General features: G+C 38.5%; 19 protein-coding genes. 10 read left to right on the forward strand and 9 right to left on the reverse strand.

Features of this window, described 5'->3' with window-relative positions; translation table 11 throughout:
• The first annotated feature begins 17 nt into the window (after positions 1-17).
• From HCH28_RS01840 to HCH28_RS01870, 7 genes are all read left to right on the forward strand, one after another.
• On the forward strand, positions 18-851 hold the full coding sequence (locus HCH28_RS01840) for a flagellar hook-basal body protein (RefSeq protein WP_221679375.1): 834 nt from the start codon (positions 18-20) through the stop codon (positions 849-851).
• 24 nt (positions 852-875) lie between these two features.
• Positions 876-1715 carry a flagellar hook-basal body protein gene (locus tag HCH28_RS01845; protein ID WP_221679377.1) on the forward strand — a complete coding sequence of 280 codons (840 nt, stop codon included), beginning with the start codon at positions 876-878 and terminating at the stop codon, positions 1713-1715.
• Between the two features lie 47 nt (positions 1716-1762).
• Positions 1763-2053, forward strand: coding sequence for a DNA-directed RNA polymerase subunit beta (locus HCH28_RS01850; RefSeq protein ID WP_221679379.1), 291 nt, complete (start codon positions 1763-1765; stop codon positions 2051-2053).
• A gap of 56 nt (positions 2054-2109) precedes the next feature.
• Entirely contained in the window at positions 2110-2553 is a 444-nt protein-coding gene (fabZ, locus tag HCH28_RS01855; protein ID WP_009371926.1) for a 3-hydroxyacyl-ACP dehydratase FabZ, read from the forward strand.
• Positions 2554-2700: 147 nt separating this feature from the next.
• Positions 2701-3084: a hypothetical protein gene (locus tag HCH28_RS01860; RefSeq protein ID WP_221679381.1), complete on the forward strand. Its 384-nt coding sequence runs from the start codon at positions 2701-2703 to the stop codon at positions 3082-3084.
• 109 nt (positions 3085-3193) lie between these two features.
• Positions 3194-3619 carry a hypothetical protein gene (locus HCH28_RS01865; protein ID WP_221679383.1) on the forward strand — a complete coding sequence of 142 codons (426 nt, stop codon included), beginning with the start codon at positions 3194-3196 and terminating at the stop codon, positions 3617-3619.
• Positions 3620-3678: 59 nt separating this feature from the next.
• Positions 3679-3861, forward strand: a complete 183-nt coding sequence (locus HCH28_RS01870) for a hypothetical protein (protein WP_221679384.1) — start codon at positions 3679-3681, stop codon at positions 3859-3861.
• 37 nt (positions 3862-3898) lie between these two features.
• Here HCH28_RS01870 and HCH28_RS24805 read toward each other — a convergent pair whose 3' ends face one another.
• Both HCH28_RS24805 and HCH28_RS01880 read right to left on the reverse strand, forming a co-directional pair.
• Positions 3899-4870, reverse strand: a complete 972-nt coding sequence (locus HCH28_RS24805; RefSeq protein WP_255600404.1) for a nuclease-related domain-containing protein — start codon at positions 4868-4870, stop codon at positions 3899-3901.
• Between the two features lie 83 nt (positions 4871-4953).
• Complete coding sequence (locus HCH28_RS01880; RefSeq protein ID WP_202342006.1) at positions 4954-5379, reverse strand: YwpF family protein; 426 nt, start codon at positions 5377-5379, stop codon at positions 4954-4956.
• 297 nt (positions 5380-5676) lie between these two features.
• Here HCH28_RS01880 and HCH28_RS01885 point away from each other — a divergent pair, with 297 nt between their 5' ends.
• On the forward strand, positions 5677-6075 hold the full coding sequence (locus tag HCH28_RS01885; protein WP_004269495.1) for a single-stranded DNA-binding protein: 399 nt from the start codon (positions 5677-5679) through the stop codon (positions 6073-6075).
• Between the two features lie 245 nt (positions 6076-6320).
• Here the strand turns inward: HCH28_RS01885 and HCH28_RS01890 are convergent, their stop codons facing one another.
• On the reverse strand, positions 6321-9086 hold the full coding sequence (locus HCH28_RS01890; RefSeq protein ID WP_221679385.1) for a DEAD/DEAH box helicase: 2766 nt from the start codon (positions 9084-9086) through the stop codon (positions 6321-6323).
• Positions 9083-10657 (reverse strand): hypothetical protein, encoded by a 1575-nt coding sequence (locus HCH28_RS01895; RefSeq protein ID WP_221679386.1) that lies wholly within the window; start codon positions 10655-10657, stop codon positions 9083-9085. Before HCH28_RS01895 ends, HCH28_RS01890 begins: the two co-directional genes overlap by 4 nt.
• Before the next feature lie 204 nt (positions 10658-10861).
• On the opposite strand from HCH28_RS01895, the gene HCH28_RS01900 reads away from it, so the two are divergent.
• Both HCH28_RS01900 and HCH28_RS01905 read left to right on the forward strand, forming a co-directional pair.
• Positions 10862-11338 (forward strand): IDEAL domain-containing protein, encoded by a 477-nt coding sequence (locus HCH28_RS01900; RefSeq protein WP_004269498.1) that lies wholly within the window; start codon positions 10862-10864, stop codon positions 11336-11338.
• Between the two features lie 172 nt (positions 11339-11510).
• A complete protein-coding gene (locus tag HCH28_RS01905; RefSeq protein WP_221679387.1) occupies positions 11511-12341 on the forward strand; it encodes a flagellin N-terminal helical domain-containing protein in 831 nt (276 codons plus the stop codon).
• Positions 12342-12381: 40 nt separating this feature from the next.
• Here the strand turns inward: HCH28_RS01905 and csaB are convergent, their stop codons facing one another.
• From csaB to HCH28_RS01930, 5 genes are all read right to left on the reverse strand, one after another.
• Positions 12382-13461 (reverse strand): polysaccharide pyruvyl transferase CsaB, encoded by a 1080-nt coding sequence (csaB, locus tag HCH28_RS01910; protein WP_221679388.1) that lies wholly within the window; start codon positions 13459-13461, stop codon positions 12382-12384.
• Entirely contained in the window at positions 13461-15374 is a 1914-nt protein-coding gene (locus HCH28_RS01915; RefSeq protein WP_221679389.1) for a DUF5693 family protein, read from the reverse strand. The genes csaB and HCH28_RS01915 overlap by 1 nt, the downstream gene beginning before the upstream one ends.
• 20 nt (positions 15375-15394) lie before the next feature.
• Complete coding sequence (locus HCH28_RS01920) at positions 15395-16951, reverse strand: putative polysaccharide biosynthesis protein (RefSeq protein WP_221679390.1); 1557 nt, start codon at positions 16949-16951, stop codon at positions 15395-15397.
• Positions 16948-17688 carry a WecB/TagA/CpsF family glycosyltransferase gene (locus HCH28_RS01925; protein WP_255600406.1) on the reverse strand — a complete coding sequence of 247 codons (741 nt, stop codon included), beginning with the start codon at positions 17686-17688 and terminating at the stop codon, positions 16948-16950. The genes HCH28_RS01920 and HCH28_RS01925 overlap by 4 nt, the downstream gene beginning before the upstream one ends.
• Positions 17689-18030: 342 nt before the next feature.
• Positions 18031-19881, reverse strand: a complete 1851-nt coding sequence (locus tag HCH28_RS01930) for an S-layer homology domain-containing protein (RefSeq protein ID WP_221679392.1) — start codon at positions 19879-19881, stop codon at positions 18031-18033.
• Between the last annotated feature and the right edge of the window lie 37 nt (positions 19882-19918).

A 19918-nucleotide genomic window follows, 5' to 3' on the forward strand; every position in this document is an offset into this window, starting at 1 on the left:
AAAATGAGGTGATTTCTTTGTTTAAAGGATTTTATACAGTTGCAACAGGTATGATCACGCAACAAAGAAGAACAGAATTACTTACCAATAATTTATCAAATGCGAATACACCAGGATTTAAGGCAGATCAATCTACGATTCGCTCATTTCCAGATATGCTAATGTCTAGCATTGGAAAAACAAATGCTCCTGCTCACCAACAAGCCGGCGCTGAATATATGAGTCAAGTAGGAGCTTTAAATACAGGGACATATTTACAAGAAACATTACCAAATTACATACAAGGCCAAATCTATAACACTGATTTTACAACAGATATGGCATTGATTAATGGAAACTTACCACAAAATGAAGATGGTGTTACGGGTTCAATTTTCTTCCGACTAGAACATCCTGCTGGTGGTGAGGCTTACACACGTAATGGTAATTTCACATTAGATGGGCAAGGCTATTTAGTTAACGGTCAAGGATTATATGTACTAAATGATGCTGGGCAACGTATCCAGCTACCAAATGATGATTTCCGATTAGATGAAAGTGGCGCTATCTTTGTAAATAATCAACAAGTAGCTCGTGTTGGTGTATCATTTGCTGCTAACCCGAACATGCTACAAAAACAAGATAATGGCCTTATTCGTACAGAAAATGGTGAGAACTTGCCAACAGCTTATGGAGCGAATGGTGTTTCCTTTACACTACGTCAAAACTTTTTAGAAGGGTCAAACGTAGATTCTAGTCGCACAATGACAGATTTAATGACTGCCTACCGTGCATTTGAAGCAAACCAAAAAGTATTACAAGCTTATGATCGTAGCATGGAGAAGGCTGTGAATGAAATCGGAAAAATTTAATGGGCGAACAGGAGGCTTTTATCAATGCTACGTACAATGATTACAGCTACAAACACAATGGGGCAATTACAAAACAAACTGGATACAATTAGTAATAACATTGCTAACAGTAATACAACGGGCTATAAAACAAAGGAAGCATCCTTTAATGAATTACTTTATCAGCAATTTAATAATGATAAGCAGGATCGCGCAGAACGACAAACACCTGTTGGTATTCGCTATGGATCTGGTGCAATGGTCGGCCAAATTAAATCCAATGAAAAGCAAGGTTCATTACAAACAACTAATCGTGATTTAGACTTAGCTTTCACAAAAGCGAAACAATATTTCAATATTTTGATGCCAGATGGTGAAAATGGAACTGAAACAGTGTATACTCGACAAGGTGACTTTTATTTATCTCCATTGAATAATGGAACAGTTATGCTTGTAACAGCAGAGGGATATCCAGTAGCTAATGCTGCAGGACAAGCTATTACATTACCCGACACGGTTCAAAAGTTTGCTGTTCGAGATGGTGGCGTATTAGAAGCAGCTTATCCAAATGGAGATATAATTCGTACGAATTTAGCTGTAACAGAATTCCAAAAGCCGCAATTAATGGAGCATGTTGCCGGTTCTTATATGGGATTACCTAATAATTTAGCTGAACTTGGCTATACGCAGGCGGAAGTTTTGACAGAGCTTGTGGGAGCCAACCGTCAGCAAATTGGCATGCAAAGTGGTACACTAGAAATGTCCAATGTTAACCTCTCGAAAGAAATGACAGAACTCATTCAAACACAACGTTCTTATCAATTCAACGCAAGAGCGGTGACATTAGCAGATCAAATGCTTGGACTAATTAATGGCATTCGATAGCAAGTTATCCAAAAACGCATAGTAAGGAATGAAGAGGAGTACAATCTATGACAAACGATTCACGTCGACGTTCTGTGCCGACACAAGAAACCGATACGCAACCGCAACCAGAAAAGAAAGAAAGCCGCTCGACTGGAGAGCAACGCGAGGTTCGATGGGTGCAAATCCGACTGATTCCGATTTGGTTACGCATTGTAATTGTTCTCATTTTAGTCGTTGTTGCCGCAGCATTAGGCGCAATGTTTGGCTTTAGCGTTATTGGAGAAGGCAATGCTATGGATATTTTTAAACGAGAAACATGGCAGCATATATTTGATATTATGAATGGTAAAGAATAACATTATTCTTTACCTTACTTTGTGTATACATACTTAATTTTTGAGGGGGAAATGACATGTTATCTGCAGAACAAATTCAAGCAATTTTACCACACCGCTATCCTTTTTTATTCGTAGATCGCATCATTGAATTAGAAGAAGGGAAGCGTGCAGTAGGATTAAAAAACGTTTCAATCAACGAAGATTTTTTTAATGGGCACTTCCCAGGTTATCCAGTTATGCCGGGTGTGTTAATTGTGGAAGCTTTAGCTCAAGTAGGTGGAGTGGCTTTATTAAATGCTGAAGAATTTAAGGGTCGTTTAGCATTTTTAACGGGTGTTGATAATTGTCGTTTCAAGCGTCAAGTCGTACCTGGCGACCAACTTAAATTGGAAGTAGAATTTGTAAAACTTCGTGGCGCAATGGGTAAAGGTCATGGTGTAGCAACGGTAGATGGAGAACTTGTATGTGAAGCCGATATTCTATTTGCCATTGGGCCTGAACAGCCTAAACAAGCTTAATTTGCATTTGTAGACCAAAAGATATAAAATAGATAAAGTCAAGTCAAAAATTGATTAGTAGGTTCTTAAATTGCGATGGTAAATAAGCGATTGTGAATTGAAATAGATGTAATTTTTAGGTTTTACAAACGTAGGAGGATTATTAAGATGTATAAGGAATTGTCTTCAGGTATTAAAATTAGCATTACTCGTTCGATTTCAACATCTTTTGAAACATACTTAGCAAGTATTGGTTGGGATGAAGAGCGCTTTTCCATGGAAGACTTCATTGCAAACTGGCAGACTTATTTTCAGGAGAATGCCGCGTGGATCGAAAAAATCCCTTCTGATACATTGATGAGCGCACAGTTTCATGAAGAAATGGCACAAAAAATCGATGAGGTTATTGCCAAAATTTTAAATGAAGAACCAACAGCACAGCAAGTCGAAACAATCGAGGCATTGCAAAAAGAGCTAGGCACAAACTATAGCTACGACTGTAAAGCAGAGGCAGCATATATTGAACAGTTATTAAAAGAAAAACAAAAATAGTTTGTACAAAAATCGGATAGTTCCCTCCTTTCTCGGGCAATCTATGTAGGATCACAAATACAGTAGATGTATTTGATGACATAGTACCCAAGAAAGGAGGTTTTTTACTATGTGGAAAATGTCATTTTTAACCATCATTCTTGCAACTGCATTCCTTGGAGGTTGTAACTGGGGAAATAATGCAGTAGAAGATCACCCTGTTCGAGAAGTCGAGAATGACGTACGTCGAGGAGTCGACGATGTCGAAGACGCATTAGATCCGAATAATCGTGATGATGCATACGATCGCAATAATGTAAATGGGAATGGTGTAGATCGAGGTACTGTTAACGATAATACAACATTACCTGAAGCAACAACACCTGGTTCAAATGCCGATATGAACGGCACAAACGGCTATGACAACACACCAAATGCAAACGGTGTAAATGGTGTTGAACGTAATGACAACATGAACGGTAACAATAAAAATGATGTTGTCGACGATAAAGTAAACAACACTGAAAAATACCGTGATGGTATGAACAACCGATAACATAAAAAGAGTGTTTCCTCTGCGGAAAACACTCTTTTTTCAATTTAGAGGAAAGCGAAGTGAATACCCGCGAAAGCAGAGTGAATACCCGCGAAAGCGAAGTGAATACCCGCGAAAGCAGAGTGAATACCCGCGAAAGCGAAGTGAATACCCGCGAAAGCAAAGTGAATACCCGCGAAAGCGAAGTGAATACCCGCGAAAGCAAAGTGAATACCCGCGGAAGCGAAGTGAATACCCGCTGAAGCAAAGTGAATACCTGCAAGCTAAGCAAAACCCCCATCAAAAAAAATTCTTCATATGCTCCAGTAAGTTTTCAGGTAAATGGTAAACACGATTCTTATAGGTACCGGTATATGGAAACTGAAACTTCCGTAGCAATCGAGTAGCTGCATCGCTAGAATTAATTCTAAAAAACGCTCGTAACTGTTTATTGGTAATAGAATGACTAATCAATAACCGATAATCAAGCATAGCCTCTGCGAAAATTTCTATACTTCTATAATGACAAAATGAACATTTCCAAATGCCACGATGAAAGTACATATTATTTTGATAGGTACATTTTGGACAAAGAACACCGTGTCGAAATCGTGATGGGGAAATCGATGTATGAATTTGAGGAATCATCTGTTTAGAAAGTAGCGCGTTCACTAATTGGGTTAAATGATTATCCGTCATTAATTTTTTAGGGTGCTTTTTAAAAAGCGACTGGAGATACTTATGAAGACCGGACGCATGAAAAATGGGGAGAGTACTAGTTGAATTGACGATGATTGTGGAAGGATTTGCTATAACAACAGCCCCTTCAACAGGAAGGGAATAACTTGCAATAAGATTTTTAAGAAATCCCCTATGACGCTCAGTTTGAGTAAGAGCATTTGGAAATCCTTCAACAGTACCATCAACCTTTGTGCGTATGCATTGATGTGTGTGTTGATCAAATTCAAGACGACCATGTATGTTTTTGATTTCTACAACCAACATAAAATGAGGACAAATAAAAAGCGTATCAATCTGATGCAGATGTTGAGCCGAGTTCATAAGACATAAATTATGTAAGACAAAAAAGGTATTTGGGTATATTAATTCATGCCATACGCGATCAACTTTTTGTTCGCCAGCAAACCCTGCATCTAGTCGACGATACTGCTCTTGATAATAATGAAATTCTACATCATCCTTTAAAAGGCGCCTCATCAAAGCCTCAAGCCATAATAATTTTAAAGGCTTCTTCCTTATTGCAACCGCCAAATGTAACCCTCCTTTTTTAAATTGTATTGTACAAAAAAATTACTGCTTGTCCAACAAAAAAAGCGATGCAAAAATTAGCATCGCTAGTCATTTTTTAATTTTGGTCGCTTTTTCATATCTTGTGTAAAGCGATCCAGTAAATCCTCTAAAGAAACACCCTCAGCAAGTAGCTCGGAAAGTAATTGTTCTGCATATTTTGATCGTTTAATTTTAAGCGTACCTTTTAATAGTACTGAAACATGATCACCGATATCTTCAACAGTATGTACGATCACCTGAAAAGGAGCGGGTTCATTATCTGGGAATGAAATAACTGCACGTACATTGAAGACTGTAGCATTCGCTAAGAGCTCATCAAAGGTTGAGCGATATTGTTTTTCCATAAACAATTCAAGTACCCAAGATTGATGGCTATTTTCCTGATTAATAATGATGCCATCGATTAAAGGGAATGGTTGCACGCCATCTTTCGTGACAAGGTCAAAGGAAAGCATTTTAAAGGTTTTCAATATGTATATTCCTCCTAAGTCTGTCATTCTTTTAGTATAACACATGAGACAGCTGTTGTTTGTGATGCGCACCTGTGACGGTTTTTCAAAAACTGCGAAATTGCAGATTTCATGGAATAGTATTTGCCATTACAGCCTAAAGCATTCAGCTAGAAAATTAATAAAAAATAGAAAAATAAAAATGCCGATTTACCCAATTTATGCACAAAAACTGAAGGAAATTAACAATATTGATTTTTGCGAATACCCGAATCATTTTGTAAGATGAGAGCAATCAAAAGCAAAGGAGGTGAATGAATGAATCAAGTCGGATTGGTTGGAAGGTTTACAAAAGACCCGGTGTTACGTTACTTATCTGGAAATCGTGTGCAAACTCATTTCTCACTAGCCATTAATCGTAATTTTAAAAACAATCAAGGGGAAGTAGATACAGATTTTGTTTTCTGTACAGCTTGGGGAAGGCTTGCAGAGAATATCGTTAAATATTGCGGTAAAGGTTCATTAATCGGTGCCACTGGCCGTATTCAAACAAGGTCATTTGTAAATGAGGAAAGCACTAAGATTTTTATGACAGAGATAGTGGTTGAGGATGTTAGATTTTATCAACTTAAACAAAGAGATAGTGACGAAGCAGTTACTATACCGCCACAGCCACCGAATGAACAGGAACACTTAAAGGATTTTGTTTTACCTTAGCAAGTATAGCTTACATACGGGGCAAGAGAACATTCATTGTCTGATCCGCCATTCTCCTTATATTTCTTGCACCGTAACAAACAGAAAGGAGATGATGTGGAACACAAATAAAAAACATTGCTGAAGACCGCACAGCAATGGAATTTTCAACACAACTAAATACAAATGATGAAGTAAGTAGGGAAAAGAAGTAGCAAGTTCCACTAAAAGCGCCAAGAACTATTTGCTCTTGGCGCATCTCATTATTATATATCTAATGTTATTAAATCGCGGAGTTCTTGATCTTCTAACTCGGTCAACCACTGGCTTGATTGAATAAGCTCTTCTGATAATGCAGATTTCTGCACCAGCATCTTATCAATTTTTTCCTCGATCGTGCCAATTGTCACAAACTTATGGACCTGCACAAATTGTGTCTGTCCGATTCGATATGCTCGATCGGTCGCTTGGTTTTCAACAGCAGGATTCCACCAGCGATCTGCATGTAAAACATGATTAGCTGCTGTTAAATTAAGTCCTGTTCCACCAGCTTTCAAAGAAAGGATAAATATAGGGAAATCTCCTGCCTGGAAAGCCTCTACTAAGCGGTCTCGCTGCTGCTTAGGCATGGCACCAGTTAAAAATGGTGCATCTACATTATATATTTCACTAAAGCAATGTTGTAGCAATTGTCCCATTCCAATGTATTGTGTAAAGATGAGACATTGCTCGCCATTGTCCACAATCTCAGCTGCCATTTGTACAATGCGTTCTAGCTTAGTCGAACGTGCAAGCATTGTTTCGGCATCCTCGAAAGGTTCCTTTAAATATAAGGCAGGATGATTACATAGTTGCTTTAATTTACTGAGCATCTTTAAGACGCGACCCTTTTTTTGAAAGCCTGTTAACTGCTCCAGCTGATCAAGCGTCTCTAAAATATAGCCCTCATAGAGTGAAGCTTGCTCTGTTGTTAATGGACAATATTCATTCGATTCTAGCTTATCTGGTAAGTTAAGCTGTAAATGTGGATCTCGCTTTGTACGACGCAATAAGAATGGCTGAATTTTAGCTCGAAGCTTCTGCTTATGCGACTCTGATTCGTCCCGTTCAATAGGCAAAATAAATTCTTCATTGAAGCGACCGAAGCTACCTAGATAGCCCTTATGAATGAAATCAAAAATAGCCCATAACTCAGATAAACGATTTTCTACAGGTGTCCCAGTAAGAGCAATGTGATGGTCACCTAGCAATTTACGAATGGCTTTTGATTGTAATGTTTGCATATTTTTTATATTTTGGGCTTCATCGAGTACCACCGTTGCCCAATCGATATTCTGTAAAAATTCAGTATCCTGTGACACAGTACCATAGGTTGATAAAATGACATGTGGTCTTTCTGCTGTCACTAGTTGTTTAAACTCTTCATCCTTTGCTCGATTTGCTTGATAATGCGTATGCACAATCAGGGAAGGAGCAAATCGAGCAAGTTCTTTTTGCCAGTTCCCAAGCACTGAAGTGGGACAAATAATGATAGATGGTTTTGTGTAATCAGTTGATGACTCATAAATATGAAGCAAATAGGTAATCAATTGAACCGTTTTTCCAAGGCCCATATCATCAGCTAGACATGCACCGAAACCTTGTTGGCGCATAAAGACTAACCATTCAAAGCCCTCTAATTGATAAGGGCGTAATTCGGTTTGTAGAGACAATGGAATCGAGACGGCAGGCAAGCCTTTCTTCTCCAAAAGTTGCTCCATGTATGCTTTTAATGATTGTTGTATTTCCAATGCAAAGATTGGATCATCTCTCAGTGCATCATCTGCATCTTCTTCCTCAAGAGGGGCAGACAAGTCTTCTGGTAACTCTCTAAATAATAATTCTCGAACAGTCCAACTTTCATCTTCTGCTTGTTGCATCAATTCACGCATTTCTTGCATCCAATTGGCATCTACTCGGAACCATTCAGTACCAATACGAATAAATTCACGTTTCTCATCCACAAGTTTTTTAAATTGCTCAGCTGAAATCGTTTGTCCGTTCATAGAAAACTGCCATTTAAACGTTAAAATATCATCTAAACCTGCTACCTTCCTTGTGGAAACATTACTGGTTGTCACGCGTACTCGAATTTTAGATTGTTTTAAATCCTTTAGCCATGCTGGCAATACAACATCAAAACCAAGTGCCTGCAATCTAGCAAGATCCTCACGTAAAAAAGAGCGAACTTCTATATCTTCCAGTGTCACACGAATAAAGATATCACTATTAATTGTATCGATGGATAGAAGTTCTACAATTTGCTGTTGTTGCTGCGTAATTTCAGTCGCGAACATTCGCCACTTTGTAGGTAGTGCTTCTTCAATAGGTAAGGATTGTTTACGTATAGCAGGTGTCCAATAGTTTTTGGTTGTAGCAGTGCTTAGGACCGTTTCTAATAACCATACATCGGCATCTTCTTCTGGCTCACTTAATCGTAAAGAGACGGAAACAGCTCCAGCTTGACGAGCTTGATCCAAAGGCCAGCCGCCACGCAGGAAAAAGGGTAGTAACTTTGGTAAATCAGCTAGTATTAGCCCAACCTGTGAAAGCTTCTGCTGTACAGCCGTTTCCAATAATGCTGAATCGATATGATCAATAGGGAAAGTTAATGATGAAAAATCATCTGCAATCACAGCATGTGACCAAAGTGATGGCTCTTGCCAGTATGCTTGTAATGCATAAACTTTATTTAACCATTTTATACTTTCTTCATTTGCACCAATCCAATTGATGAAGGGGTGCTGGAAGCTTGTTGAAAAAATATCTAGTAACTCAGCCGTAGAAACTTCAATCGTAAAATCAGCCCGATTTGTTAATAATCCATAAACATTTGCCTCATAAGTAAAGAATAGCGAAGAAATTAATGTATCAACATCGATTGCTGTACCATTTGCAGTAAAACCCTGCAACGTAAAATATCCTTCCCGAGCTACTTCGATACGGAGCTGTTGTGTTTTGGAAAAAGGGGAAGGAGCATTTATTGTCATCATACTAAGTTTCCTTTCTCAATTTCTTCTTGTAACGCACGTAGTCGTTTATATTCTGCACGAATGGTTTGCATATATGTTTCAAAATAAGCTGCTTTGCCAGCTCGCTTTGCAGCGCTACGCATACTTTTCCAAATACGCACAGCCTGTTTATAATTTAAGCGTGATTTTTGCGCAATTTCAGCCATTGCATAGACATGATATAAAGGTAAAACAGTTGCAGGTTCAACCTGTAATACATCCTTTAATCCACACATTTCTAAGTAGGAGAGGGATGATGGGTTTAGTTGATGTAGAGCTGCCCATTCCCGATAGTGACCTTTTTTAATTAAAAAACTTGAGAACGGCTGTAGTCCATACACACCAAAGGCACTGTAAAGCATTGCTTCCTCTTCCTCCGTAAGCGGAATCTCGTCAAATAAAAGTTGAAATTGCCTTACGTATTGGGCACGCTGAACGACTGGAACGACCTCCTGTAGAAATACTTCTGTCAAAGGTAAAATTGCTCTTAAAATGATTGCTAATGAATAGGACTCTCCAGCACGTTGAGCAAAAGTAGCTAGTTCAAACAAATCCTGCATTTGTGGTAAATCAATCTGTGCCAAATTTTCAAGCAATAAATCCTCTTTCTGTAATAGCACATAAAATAATAATTTTAACGATTGTAGTGAAATTTCTGTTGAAGGTTTATCAAGATTATTTATAAATGCCAATTCCTGTTCACGACGAGGCTTCTCATAAAAAAGCACTGCCCATAGTAGCATGTATAGACGAAGACGATTGGCGAAAAGCCCTTGTCTTTCTAATAAAAATTCTCTTACTAGCTCTTGGATGGCATCATAAAATGGATCTGTCGCAAATAGTCGTGATCGATTAGAAAGCTCTGTAAGAATGCTCTCAAAAGATTGCGTGCTTTGCTCGATAAAATATTTCATATAAGGTGAATCTAACGAATGTCCAGATGTTTCATTTAAATGCCGCCATATTGAATTAAAAATGGCTAGCTCCATATAGAGCTTATAAAGAGGTTGCCATTCACGCTCAAAGGGCATATGTCGACGAAGACGCTCCAAAGCATCGGTTCTTACAGCGGAAAGCCCATAGCCTTCTAGTATGCGCCCAGGTGGTAATAATCGTTTCATCACCTCATCCACCATCATCGACCAGCTTTGCGGGCTGCGTTCATCTGCTAAAGATTTTAATTGAACTGATTTTTGTGCACGCCAAGCACTCGACCAATTTTGAACCGAATCAAAATATTGGTAGAGAGCGAGTAAAGCACCTACTTGATGTCGACACCATTTTGCTTGAGGACAGCTACAATGTAGCTCTTCCTTTGAAAAATCAATTTCAACAGAAGCGGGTCTGACATCTTGAACACTTGCATATAATATAGAACTTGCTCCATTAAATCGTTCAAAAACAATGGATTTATTCCTTACTGAAAAGACAGCACGGCGCACTAGTTCCTCATCTTCGGTAGAGGAAGGATGTAACCCTTGTTCAGCTTCTTTTAATTTAGTAAGCACAAATGCTTGATGTTCCTTAGCTAATTGCGATATAGACAATGCCATAACCTCACTCCTTTCATCTTGTATGGCTATAGTTAACATTGTTAATTGTAAAAAGGAAAAAAAGACTGTCCTTCCATTATACGATTAAAATGCAGTAATGATAAGCTGAATGATCAGAAAGAAAAAAATGAGTTAAAGATAGTTAACAAGGCTTTTGATTTGTGTTAAAATCTGAATAATCAGATAACTAGGGAGGGATGAATGATGATGCAAGTTCAATACATGAAGCCGTTTTACACAAAAGTTACTGGAGATAAATTACGTCTCGTATTTGCTTATCAATATTTCTCTATTTTAAAAGAGAATGAGATTTTCCATTTCATTCCCATAGAAGGTAAAGAGATGATCATCAACATGAAGACACAGCAGATTGAAAATTTATCTGAGGTTTTTGTTTTCCAAAAAGGAAATCGCTTTATTCGGTTACCACTTTATCAACTATTGCTTATTACCAATGTTCATGAGCATTTAGCACCAATACTTGAAAGCGCTACACCAAAGCAACAAATTCCAATGGTTTCTACTGTGACGGTTGGCGAAATCGATCAGCTTATTGCAGAGCTAGAGGAGAAAAATTTGGATCATTTGATTGATCAGGCATTACTAGAGAATGATAAAGAACTCTTTTTCGAATTGCTACAGCAAAAGAGCCATCAACTTGGGGGTTTCAAAATTGAATAGATGGAATGTCCAGTAAGCACCTACTTATCATAAATGACAAGCAGGTGCTTTTATTATGTAGGTAATCAACTATAAAATGTTAAAAATGCATAAAAAATTAGAAACCATTTCCAATATTAAGGTCAATAGATGAGTTGTTGGACCGATATAAAAACAAGAAGGTGGTGAAATCATGCTTGGTAAGTGGTCAGCAACAGGGATGGCAATCCTGAATAATATGAATCGTCATTATGGGGCGATGAGTAAAGCCATGCTACGAATTTCTTCCGGATATCGAATTAATAGTGCAGCGGACGATCCAGCTGGACTGGCGATTTCTGAAAAAATGCGTGCTCAAATTCGTGGCTTGAATATGGCAGCTAAGAATATACAGGATGGTATTTCGCTTGTGCAGACGGCAGAGGGGGCACTGAATGAGACACATGCCATGATTCAGCGTATGCGTGAGTTAGCAGTGGAGGCAGCCAATGATACATTAACAGATGATGATCGTAAAAAATTAGATTTGGAATTTCAGGAACTAAAAAAGGAAATCCAGCGCACATCAACCGATACAGAATTTAATACGAAGACATTACTCAACGGGGATTATGAAACAAATGGCATCAAGATTCAAGCAGGCGCCAATGCAGGACAGAGTATAGAATTATTTATCAATGGGATGGGGTCCGAGGAACTTGGGTTGAAGGATGCTTCTATTGCTACTCGTGAGGAAGCAGAAAAAGCCATGTCTTCGATGGATGAAGCCTTAAAACAAGTTTCCAATGAGCGCTCACGTCTTGGTGCCTATCAGAACCGCTTGGAACATGCCTATAATGCCAATGTGAACACGGCTGAGAATTTACAAGCAGCAGAGTCTCGTATTCGAGATGCAGATATCGCAAAAGAGATGATGAATATGGTGAAGGCGCAAATTTTAATGCAAGCAGGTCAATATGTTTTAGCGATGCATATGCAACAGGCACAATCCATTTTAAAATTATTAGAAGTAGGAAAAAAATGATGAATTTCAATGTTAATTGAAATTCATCATTTTTTAATGTTTATTTTGACAAAGCATCAATTGCTAATTTAGCAGTTGCAGTTGCTTCATCTTGCAATGGGATGACGGCCTGGCGCATTTTTTCTTGAACTGTTGTATAGGATTCAAGAATTGCTACAGCTTGTTCAAACAATGTTACACCATTCCAATCATCAACCTCGACATGACCGATGACAGGCTGATCAACGATATCAGCAAAAGCATCAATTTTCGGATCATATGAAATGGCAATAAACGGTGTTGCATAGATTGCTGAGAAAATTAAGGAGTGTAGTCGCATACCTATTAATAGTTGAGATTGACCAATCACTGCGATTTTTTCCTCAATAGATAAATCAGCAGGAGCAATCAAGCTCTTTTCCTTCATAAGTGCTGCTACTTCCTGTGAAGTAATAAAATCATGCTCACCATGCATAGGGAGGAAGACGATTTGCTCACCCTGACGTACTAATTCATCTAGGCTATGTGCAATTTTTTCTTTGTAGGCAACAGCGGAAGGCCAATCTCGAACGCTTACAGAAATATAGCTATCGGCTGACAAAGAGACATTTTCTAGCCAATCACAATGAAAGTCATTACCGTTTAATCCCATAACAGGATCTGGCACGATCTTTGTTTCTTTTCGTACACCGATCTCTGTTAAAAGAGCTAGAGAGGCTCTATCTCTAACTGTTATTTGCTCGACCTTATTAAAAACTGTACGAACAATAAATTTACTAAGCGGATGATTAATCGGACCCATGCCTTGGGCGTAAACAAATACTGGCTTCTTCAACCATTTTGCGATTTGAATAACGCCCGCATAGTAAGGAATCGTTTTCATGCCTGTTTGATCCTGCATGAGACTACCACCACCACTAATAAGTCCATCCGCTGTTTTAAGTAATTGGCGAATTTCTTTCATTTTCCATCGGTTAATGGCTTTGACACCATATGTTTGCTCAGTAGCTGCTGGATTATTAGATAATACCGTGATCTCTATATCACTTTGCCACTTTTTGAGAGATTGGATAATGGACAGTAGAATGGCATCATCTCCGACATTATCAAATCCATAATAGCCAGATAAAACAACGTGCATTATGACCACCTCGCGATTGCCTTAGAAACCCAACGATAACCGATTTTGAAGATTAGGATAAACACCAATCCTACTACAAGACCTAGAGATACACTGTATAGTGTACGTAATACAGAAACAGCTACTGGGATGTGTAGATGAGTAAATGTATTCATGATGGATAAGAAACCGATAACACCTGGTACTAGGAGAATACTTCCCCATTTGCGATTAATACCCATTACATATAACGCTAAAATGAAGAATGGGAAACCAATTAAAAATTCCTTTGTTCTTGGTCGAACATACAATGTATTTTCTAGCCATTGTCTAAAGGCTAATTCCATATCACTTACAGAGCCAGAGTTCCCTGTTCGGCTAATGTAAAATAATCCGACACCTGCCAACACAACGAGTAGTAGCACATGCCAATATTTCAACTCTTTATTTAACAATGTTACCGTATTCGATAAAGAGTTCTTAATGTTTTGATCAGCTAGTCGGTTAATCTCAATCACTGTAAATAGTAAAACACCCATAATTGGAATAAGATAAACAAGCTTAACCCCTTTAAATACAGCAAACCCTGTCATAAAGGCATTACCATTCAATAAGCCAATAACAATTACAATGCCAATAACGCTAATTGCTACTGCCTTTAAGTATTGGAGCAATATGTTAGACACCTTCGTAGAACCTTGCGCTGATTTGATGACTGCATAGGTTGGGGCAAGGACTGCAATAATGAGTGCAAATGCTTGTAAAAATAGAGTACTTTTCAGAATAAAGTACGCAATTGCTAGTACAGCCATAAAGCCAGCTGCCGCGATACGAAGAGGCATCCATTTTACTAATTCTGAAATGATAAAGGTAAATAAAATACCTGCTACTAATACGGCTGCTGTGACCCAAGCTGGCACGACTACTTTATCAAATAGCTTAGGTTCACCTGCTTTGAAATGATCTGGCATTGTGTCATGCACACCATTTAGATAATCAATCGTTTCTTCTACATTTTCTTTGGCATTACCTGTTGTTTTAATATGATAGAAAATGGAGCGAATATTACGCTCTTTGACAGCTCGTGTTGTACGATCAATACTTGCATTTAGCTTTAATTTAGTCTCTCTGTTGACATTGATACTATGCAAACGAATCATATTGTAATCCGTCATTTGAGCGATTTTACTTTCGCCTTTAAGTGGGTTACTTTCAATTGTGTAGAAGTAATAGCCAGCATCATTTAATTTTTCAACTAATTGATTGCCGTCTTCTTGGCCAAACCCGATGGCTTCATCACCTTGACCAAGTAAGCGGCCTGCCGAAGCCTCTTTTAAAGCGACTAATTGATTAACCAACTTTTCATTAGCTACTTCATTATCTGCATTTTCCACCTTAAAGATGTGGGCTAGTCCATGCTTACTAATCATGTCAATAGCAGGCTGATCATAGCCAATTGGTGTTTTTAAATCAAAATTGTGGTTAGAAGTAGGAAGGAAATAAAAAGGCTCTTCTCCTATTTGTACTTCCTCTGGTTCAATGCTCTCCATGATCAGCTTTTGGTAGCTCTCATTTTCAGGCACTCGAATATAATAGCCGCTATTAGAGATATCAACAGCATCTTTATAAGGTGTAAACAATAATTGGGCTGCTAACTCACTTTCTTTATAAACGGTAATTAAGTTTTGCTTTTCCATTTCCTTTAATGTTAAGGGCTCTAGACTCACAGTATTCAGCCCAGCATCCTTTAAGGAAGAAAGAATGTCATCCATTGTTAGGTCGCTATTTTTTTCTGCGGTTTGTATTTCATCATAGGGAATAACAATCTCATAAGCATCATTCGATTGCTCCGCATTCCACCTCTTCATGATACCTGTAGAGGAAACGACGAGTAAAAGAACAATGATTCCCCAAAGCCATTTCTGTTTTGACATAAGTGTCCTACCTCTCTTATTTATGAAAATCTTTTTCCGATAACAGGGATTTTCTTTAAATCTTGTTTATGAATAGCTTTCATCAGCCATAGTAGAAGGAAGTAAATAGCCCCACCAACTACGATTGCGATAGTTAGATAGCCCATTGCCGACATTCTTGACCAATGTGTAAAGTCAAGCCAAAGTGTTGGTAATCCAACAGCTGCTCCCATTACAATGGAAGACACAATCATTTTCACCGTATCTTTTCCAAGGACAGTAAAGCGAATCGTACGATAAATAAAGACAGAATTCACAATAAATAACACAAAATATACTAGTAAAGTTGCATAGGCAGCACCATCTAAACCAAATGCTTGAATAAGGAAGATGTTAGAAAACACCTTAAGGACAACACCACTCAAAATAATGAGAGCTCCTGTTTTGGCAGCATTCATGCCCTGTAGAATACCTGTTCCAAGCAAAGTTAGTGATGTAAAGACAGAGCTTAGATTGATGATGGCTAACATTAAGCTTCCCTCTAAGTCTTTAAAAAGAGCTAGATTTAAAGGCAAGGTTAAGGCTAGTAACCCAATTGCAGCTGGCCATGAAATAAGATGTGTCATACGATGAGTTTGCTCAATAATAGTGCGTGTTTCATCCAATTTACGCTCAGCTAGCTTCGTTGTAATCAAGGGCACAAGTGGCAAGATAATCGAAGAAGCAAAAACAGTCGTAATTTGAACTAATGTTAGTCCTCGACCATAAATACCATAAAGGTAGCTAATTTCACTCGCATCTGCACCAGCACTTCTTAAGCCATATGTAACCGTAAAGGAATCAACAAAGTTAAAGAGTGCCATTGTCACAGAACCGATCGCAATGGGAATAGAAATTTTTAAAATGGTTTTACTGTATTTAGAGAAATCCTTACCAGAATATTTCTCCTTACTCGTTACTTTTACCGAAGAACGGAAATATTTAAAAAGTAAATAGAAAAGTGACCCGAGGGCTCCTAATACAGAGCCCGCCATAATTCCACCAGCTACGATATCATTTGAATAATCCATTGATACTAGGAAATACGCAACAATTAAAATTAACGCAACACGTACTAACTGCTCAATCACTTGAGAGATGGCAGTAGGGCGCATATCTCCAAAACCTTGGAAAAATCCACGATAGACAGCCATATAAGGAGCTACCAGTAATGTAAGGGCAACAATAATTAAGGCAATCTCTGTTGAAGGCCCACCAAGTGCATTCGCTATCTGCTCTGAAAAGCCGTAAATGATTGTAAAACTAATGACGCCAAAGGATAATGCAAGGATTCTTGCAGTCACATAAATTTTCTTAATTTTGGCAGTATCCTGACTTGTCCTAGCTTCCGCAATCAGCTTAGAAATGGCGATAGGGATACCCGCAACGGATAAATAAAGTGCTACCATATAAACAGGATAGACAAGACTAAAAATACCAAGCACTTCATCACCAGCAATATTTTGAAGTGGTATACGGAAGATACTACCGATTACTTTTGAAAGTAAGGTGGCAATCGTTAGGATGAGTGTGCTTTTAACAAATGTTGACTGACTCATTTTGTTTTGCCCTGACCTTTAAGCTTTAATGCAAATACTTTTAAAGCAAAGCGAGGGAGTACAAGCATTCTTCCAAATCGACTTGGCTGGCGTAACAGTCGATAGAGCCATTCAAGATTTAACTTTTGCCAAAGTACTGGTGCACGTTTTACAGTACCAGCGATGACATCGAAGGAGCCACCCACACCGATAAATACACCCTTTGAAAATTTTTCAAGGTTTTCTGTTATCCATTTTTCCTGTCTTGGTACACCTAATGCCACAAATACAAGATCAGGCTGTAAAGTTGCAATTTCTTTTGCAAAATCATTATTATTCCAGTCGAAGTAGCCATCATGATAGCCAACTACATCAACGTTTGGATAGTTCTTATGAATATTGGCAACCGTCTTTTCGATGGTTTCCTTTTGAGCACCTAGTAAATAAATTTTAAAATGCTTTTGCTGACCAACCTCCAACAGACGTACCATCGTATCATAGCCAGTTACACGCTCTGGAAGTGAATCACCAATGATTTGTGCAGCCTTAACGACGCCAATGCCATCCGCACAAATGTAAGTTGCCTGCTTTAAGTAATTCATGACAGTTGGATTTTCATTTGCCAGCATGACAACTTCAGGATTGGCTGTCACAACGAAAGTTTTTTCTTGCTGTTCAATACAATTAACGAGTAAATCAACAAACCCTTGCTGACCAATATGTAAAAAGGGTACGCCCATAATCGTTACATGCCTCATATAGTGTTCAAACCTTTCTGTAATTCCATTTTCACTGCATTCTATCATACCACAAAAGCAATATTGACAGGAAATTTTCGATAATGAGTTTAACGATGATTACCTAAAGTATAGCTCTGATAACTAACGATTTTTACATAGCATAGCAATTGTCCTATTAAGCTTTTTTAGGACCCTATTTTGACATAGAATTTACTAAATTTTAGGGGGATAGTATGAAAATTATATCCTAAAATTTCGAGTTTCTTCTATTATATAGCGCTTTCATCTCGGTGATAATAAATGACTAACAAAAAGAGTGCGAATCATCATCGCACTCTTCTTTTGCGCCTCCTATTAAAATCATTTTTTTACAATATAATCGCCATGTACCCAGCCTGTTTTTCCGTTGTAAAGCACCTGATACCAGGCACCATTTTTTATAAACTCACCTTTATCGTCTACAACACCGATAATAAAGCCATTCGGTTTAACAGTACCTAAAATAGCACTTGTAGTAGATGGTTCGCTTCGAACATTAAGTGTAATGTTCATATTAACAATTTGTAAGCCATTTTCAAGACTCACATAATCATCAATCACCCAGCCCTCTTGTCCATTGACACTTACTTTCAACCAACCACCATTTTCACCAAGAATTTTAAAGGAGGTATCCTTTGGCAAATTCGTCATAATCGAAGCATTATCTGCTGTATTCGGATACGTTCTCATATTGAGATTAATCGTCGTTTTCCCTGTTGCACCAGCTAACCCTAAATCCAATGCGTATTGCTTCGATGGACTCGGTAATGAAGGAGCGGAAGATTGACTTTGATAGGCAGGCACATCAAACACTAGGTTTGTTGTCGTATGAGCACCAATTAATTCATAAATATCATAGATCTTTTTCGCTTGAATGACAGCCCACATCACATGTGTTGCATACTGGTGGACTGTCGGATTATCAGGATTCCAACGCATTTTATAGAGCGTATCCTGCCCCCTGCTAATATACTGATCCTTTACAAATTGGGCACCTCCGATAATGGCATCCTGAACAGTAAACCAACCATTTGTATAAGCGCGCTCCGCACCATACTTATTAGCATCAGCATCAATAGCGCCAATACCGTAAGCATTGTAGGTTGTCTTAATAGCAGTTAATTTATCACGATTTTCTGGTGTTGCTACCATCGGCTTGCCATTTGTATCTAAGCCAACCTCGATCCCTTTAATAAGTGCAGAACCACCATTGGCTGTTTCATGCAAGGCATGGGAGACTAAATAAATAGCATTGATCTTATTGTCTATACCAGCTTGAATGAAGGCATCCGCTGTACCTGCTAAGCTTCCTTTATTTGCTAGTACTTTATCATTTAGCTCTTTTGCACTTAGATTATTGACGACAGTAGATAATTTTAGGAATTGATAATAAGATGGGCTATCCTGCATAAAGCTTTTTGGGTGTACATAGTATGACACTAGTGCCTCGCTAGCCGTGAAAATGCCAGCACCATCGACCTTTGGATTATTCATGGTTTGTTTACTCACTACAGAGGAGTAATCATGTGAGTAATTCGTCGTCATGTATTGCTTACCACCCATCCCAGGCGCATCTAAATGGATTAAACGATAGAGCACGGTAGCTGCCTCAGCACGAGTTGTTTGAGCAAGAGGGGCAAATTGATTATTTGGCTTCCCAACAAGTAGTCCTGTTGTGACGACAGCTTGTACATCCGCATAGGCCCATTTGGCAATGCGCGCATTATCACTAAAAGCAATAGGGGAGGAAGAAGTATTGATGTTTTGATAAGTAAGAGCTCTTTTTAACATAGCCGCCATTTCCTGACGATTAATGTGATTATTCGGATGGAACTTACCTTGCTCGTCACCTTTAATTAGCCCATGATAGCTTGCTTGCTCGACTACCCCATAATACCAGTCACCTTTTTTTACATCTGTAAAGGTTGCCTGACTAGAAGCTGCTGGCAAGTTCAGTGTTCTAACAAGAAAGGCTGCAAATTCAGCACGAGTGACAGCATCATTCGGACGATAATGGCCGAATTCATCGCCCTTCATTAAATCGTTGGTAATAAGATAGTTCATTTCATGGTAGGCCCAGTGCTTCGAAATATCTTCTGCTGAAGCGGAAGTTGGCGCAAGATATAACATGCCTGCCAGCACGGCCCCGTAAAGAGGAAATTTACGTTTCATTTTTTAAGCTCCCTTCAATAGCTGATATGTTCTATCA

This window comes from Lysinibacillus sp. K60 (genome assembly GCF_019731275.1).
Lineage (GTDB): Bacteria > Bacillota > Bacilli > Bacillales_A > Planococcaceae > Lysinibacillus > Lysinibacillus capsici.

Coding starts and splice junctions, on each gene's coding strand:
- HCH28_RS01845 (WP_221679377.1), top strand. CDS start 876: ATGCTACGTACAATGATTACAGCTACAAACACAATGGGGCAATTACAA.
- HCH28_RS01850 (WP_221679379.1), top strand. CDS start 1,763: ATGACAAACGATTCACGTCGACGTTCTGTGCCGACACAAGAAACCGAT.
- fabZ (WP_009371926.1), top strand. CDS start 2,110: ATGTTATCTGCAGAACAAATTCAAGCAATTTTACCACACCGCTATCCT.
- HCH28_RS01860 (WP_221679381.1), top strand. CDS start 2,701: ATGTATAAGGAATTGTCTTCAGGTATTAAAATTAGCATTACTCGTTCG.
- HCH28_RS01865 (WP_221679383.1), top strand. CDS start 3,194: ATGTGGAAAATGTCATTTTTAACCATCATTCTTGCAACTGCATTCCTT.
- HCH28_RS01885 (WP_004269495.1), top strand. CDS start 5,677: ATGAATCAAGTCGGATTGGTTGGAAGGTTTACAAAAGACCCGGTGTTA.
- HCH28_RS01890 (WP_221679385.1), bottom strand. CDS start 9,086: ATGATGACAATAAATGCTCCTTCCCCTTTTTCCAAAACACAACAGCTC.
- HCH28_RS01895 (WP_221679386.1), bottom strand. CDS start 10,657: ATGGCATTGTCTATATCGCAATTAGCTAAGGAACATCAAGCATTTGTG.
- HCH28_RS01900 (WP_004269498.1), top strand. CDS start 10,862: ATGATGCAAGTTCAATACATGAAGCCGTTTTACACAAAAGTTACTGGA.
- HCH28_RS01905 (WP_221679387.1), top strand. CDS start 11,511: ATGCTTGGTAAGTGGTCAGCAACAGGGATGGCAATCCTGAATAATATG.
- csaB (WP_221679388.1), bottom strand. CDS start 13,461: ATGCACGTTGTTTTATCTGGCTATTATGGATTTGATAATGTCGGAGAT.
- HCH28_RS01915 (WP_221679389.1), bottom strand. CDS start 15,374: ATGTCAAAACAGAAATGGCTTTGGGGAATCATTGTTCTTTTACTCGTC.
- HCH28_RS01920 (WP_221679390.1), bottom strand. CDS start 16,951: ATGAGTCAGTCAACATTTGTTAAAAGCACACTCATCCTAACGATTGCC.
- HCH28_RS01925 (WP_255600406.1), bottom strand. CDS start 17,688: ATGAGGCATGTAACGATTATGGGCGTACCCTTTTTACATATTGGTCAG.
- HCH28_RS01930 (WP_221679392.1), bottom strand. CDS start 19,881: ATGAAACGTAAATTTCCTCTTTACGGGGCCGTGCTGGCAGGCATGTTA.